Source organism: Gilvimarinus gilvus (assembly GCF_030518155.1).
Lineage (GTDB): Bacteria > Pseudomonadota > Gammaproteobacteria > Pseudomonadales > Cellvibrionaceae > Gilvimarinus > Gilvimarinus gilvus.
In genome coordinates, this window is sequence record NZ_JAULRU010000228.1 from 1 (window position 1) to 398 (window position 398).

1 protein-coding gene is annotated in these 398 nt (G+C 28.4%); it reads right to left on the reverse strand.

The window, feature by feature from the left end:
• Positions 1–39: 39 nt before the first annotated feature.
• Positions 40–398 (reverse strand): dimethylarginine dimethylaminohydrolase family protein (locus tag QWI17_RS03200; protein WP_302721059.1); only part of this gene is annotated, 359 nt, incomplete at its 5' end.

Sequence of the window (398 nt, forward strand, 5' to 3'; positions counted from 1 at the left end):
ACCATTAAAATAGTTGAAGTATATTGTTTTTGTTTCATGTTATTTTCTAATTAATGGCATTGTAGAACATCTTAATAAACCTCCCATTTTAGAGACTTCGCGATAATTAATTCGTTCCACTTTTATGTTCCATACATTTTCTAAATGATCATTTAAACGCGTAAAATTTTTCTCAGAAACAACAACTTCAGGAGAAATTGAAAACACATTAGGATTCATCCAATACATTTCTTCTTTTGTCACTTCGAATAAATTTTCTTTCCCAAAAATATCGACAATTTGCTGATATTCATTCCCAAATAAAAAGCCGTCTTTATAAATAATTGCTTTGTCTTTCCCAACAGGATTGAATGTACAATCTAAATGTAAAATTCCTTCATATGGATTTTCATCATTCT